The sequence below is a fragment of the Flavobacterium sp. FlaQc-30 genome (assembly GCF_044005885.1).
GTDB lineage: Bacteria > Bacteroidota > Bacteroidia > Flavobacteriales > Flavobacteriaceae > Flavobacterium.
The window spans coordinates 1-307 of the sequence record NZ_JBIPCO010000045.1 but is presented as its reverse complement, the minus strand read 5'-3'; the positions used below and the strand labels follow the sequence as shown (position 1 = coordinate 307).

Sequence of the window (307 nt, the reverse complement as noted above, 5' to 3'; positions counted from 1 at the left end):
ATCCCGCAATGGCTATACTATAATCTCTTTTATCTTCTTCTTCTGTCGTGAAACCAATATCATAAAGATATTCTTTTTCTCCTTTCTCCCAGACAGAATAAGGAATACCATGAATTTTCCAATAAGTGCTGGATTCCTTAAATCCGTCAGATAAACTACGATGCTCTTTTATATATTTACTATAATCAGGATCATTTTCTTTCCAAATTCCTTTGTTTTTTGCTTTAAACCTACATATTTCAGTACTACCAGTTCCTCCCTGCATCCAAATAGTAACATTTCCTCCAGGAGCCATTCCTGCCACAAT

The 307-nt window shown here is 34.9% G+C and carries 1 protein-coding gene; it reads right to left on the bottom strand.

What is annotated here, in order from left to right; all coding sequences use genetic code 11:
* The coding region (locus ACHRV0_RS21675; RefSeq protein WP_395442525.1) for a DUF2931 family protein at positions 1-307 on the bottom strand (307 nt) is incomplete at both ends.